General features: G+C 64.2%; 3 protein-coding genes. 1 reads left to right on the top strand and 2 read right to left on the bottom strand.

Going from position 1 to position 1,954, the window contains the following annotated elements:
• On the bottom strand, window positions 1–614 hold a 614-nt coding region (locus tag P1U55_RS15650), incomplete at its 3' end, for a GntR family transcriptional regulator (protein ID WP_301048572.1).
• Window positions 615–659: 45 nt separating this feature from the next.
• Complete coding sequence (locus tag P1U55_RS15645; RefSeq protein ID WP_301048571.1) at window positions 660–1,352, bottom strand: SprT family zinc-dependent metalloprotease; 693 nt, start codon at window positions 1,350–1,352, stop codon at window positions 660–662.
• Between the two features lie 131 nt (window positions 1,353–1,483).
• On the opposite strand from P1U55_RS15645, the gene P1U55_RS15640 reads away from it, so the two are divergent.
• The gene (locus tag P1U55_RS15640; protein WP_301048570.1) at window positions 1,484–1,813 is read left to right on the top strand and encodes a TIGR02300 family protein; all 330 of its coding nucleotides are present in this window, start codon (window positions 1,484–1,486) and stop codon (window positions 1,811–1,813) included.
• The last annotated feature ends 141 nt before the right edge of the window (window positions 1,814–1,954 follow it).

Here is a 1,954-nt window from a genome sequence, read left to right as displayed (position 1 = left end):
GCCCTGAGCGCCGCCACGATCAGGCGATGATGGCGCGGCACCTCGGTGCGCTGGAGCCGGTCGTAAAGCAGCCGCATGGTTGGCCCGAGTTGCAGCCAAACCGTCTCGGCCAGCGCCAGCATCGCCGGGGCCTGGGCGCGCAGGTAGAGCGTGCGGTGAAAGTCGAGGTTGGCACGAATATAGCCTGCCGCATCGCCACGCGCCGTTACCTCCATGATCGTCGTGTTCACCGCTTCAAGCCGTTCGATCAGCGCATTATGCGCCCGCGGCAGCGCACGGGTGGCCAGTTCCGGCTCCAACAACGCGCGAATCGCCGCCAATTCCTCAATCCGATCGTTGGAAAGCACCGGGGTCGACACCCGCCCAGAGGCTGAAAGCGTGAGCGCCCCTTCCGCTGCCAACCGGCGCACAGCCTCCCGCGCAGGCGTCATCGAAACGCCAAATTCCTTGCCCACCCCGCGCAGCGTAAGAGCCACACCCGGCAGCATTTCTCCGTGCATGATGCGGGTGCGCAAGGCGCGGTACACCCGCTCATGCGCAGCACCCGGCGTGGCAGCAACAGGCCCGGCGGGGCGTCCGGGGGCGGCATCGGAGGGAGGGGGTTGGATCAACATAGACCAAACGTGATCACGTTTTGCGCTGCCGTCAATGGGCAGTTGTCAGGCACGAAATCGGTAGCGGTGCAGCGTTGATCCATTTTTGCGCAGCCACCGGCGCGGGGCCTCATAGCCGGGGCACAAATCGCCCACATGCGCCCAGAACCGCGACGAGTGGTTCATCTCCGCCAGATGCGCCACCTCATGGGCGGCCACATAATCCAGCACCTCCGCCGGGGCGAGGATGAGCCGCCACGAATACATCAACCGCCCGTCATGGCTGCACGACCCCCAGCGTGAACGGGTGTCGCGCAGGGTGATCGTGCCATGCGGGTGCCCGAGCGCGGCGGCATAGCGGGCGGAGGCGGCAACCAGATCAGCCCGCGCCAGTTCCTTCAGGTAAGCACCAATCCGGGCGGGCTGGTTGCGTGCCGTCGCAGGCACCAGAAGCGATTGATCTTCCAGCTCCATTCGCTTCACGCTCGCGGCCTCTACCCGCCGCTCCACGCCCCGCACCGGGATAACCGCGCCAGGGATGGCCAGCATCGAAGGGGCCTGCTCCGCCAGCCGCGCCCTGATCCATCCGGCCTTTTCGCGGGCAAAATCCTGTGCCTCGCGCTCGCGCGCATATTGCGGCATCGTCAGCGTTACCCGGCCATCCACGCCCGACACCCGTAGTGACAATCGCCGCGCCCGCGACGAGCGTTTCAGCGCCACCTCCACCGGTGGCTCGCCCTCCAGGATGATCTGCCCCATGCCTGCCTCACCTTGTGCCAATTCAGCCTATCGCCCGCCCACAGGCCGCGAAAGCTGCTATACCCCCTTTACACCAAAGCCCGTCCATGGCATTGCGCCCGCTCGAACCCCCGGAGCATGTGAGGAAACCGATGCCTAAGGAAGAATGGGGCGTCAAGCGCGTTTGCCCGACCACCGGAAAGCGGTTTTACGATATGGGTCGTAATCCGATTGTCAGCCCTTACACGGGCGAGGTTGTGGTGATCGACGAGGGCAACAAGTCCCGCGCCGCGCTGAAAGGCGACAAGCCCGACAAGAAGAAAGAAGAAGAAGCCGTTGAAGAGGACGCCGATCTCGACGTGCTTGACGACGATGATGATTCCGATGTGGATCTGGGCGACGATGTGCTCGAGGATGACGACGACGACAATGTCTCGCTCGACGAAATCGCCGATGTCGCATCGGATAAAGACGACAGCTAAAGCGGCTTGAAGGAAAAGACCGGGAGGGGCGATTTTTTCGCTTGAACTCCTCCCGCCACTTCCCTATCTGTCCGCCGCACGGGGCCTTAGCTCAGCTGGGAGAGCGCCTGCATGGCATGCAGGAGGTCAGCGGTTCGATCC

The organism is Vannielia sp. (assembly GCF_029212645.1).
Classification (GTDB): Bacteria; Pseudomonadota; Alphaproteobacteria; order Rhodobacterales; family Rhodobacteraceae; genus Vannielia.
Note: the sequence above shows the minus strand (reverse complement) of the source record. Positions and strands in the feature narration are given on the sequence as shown.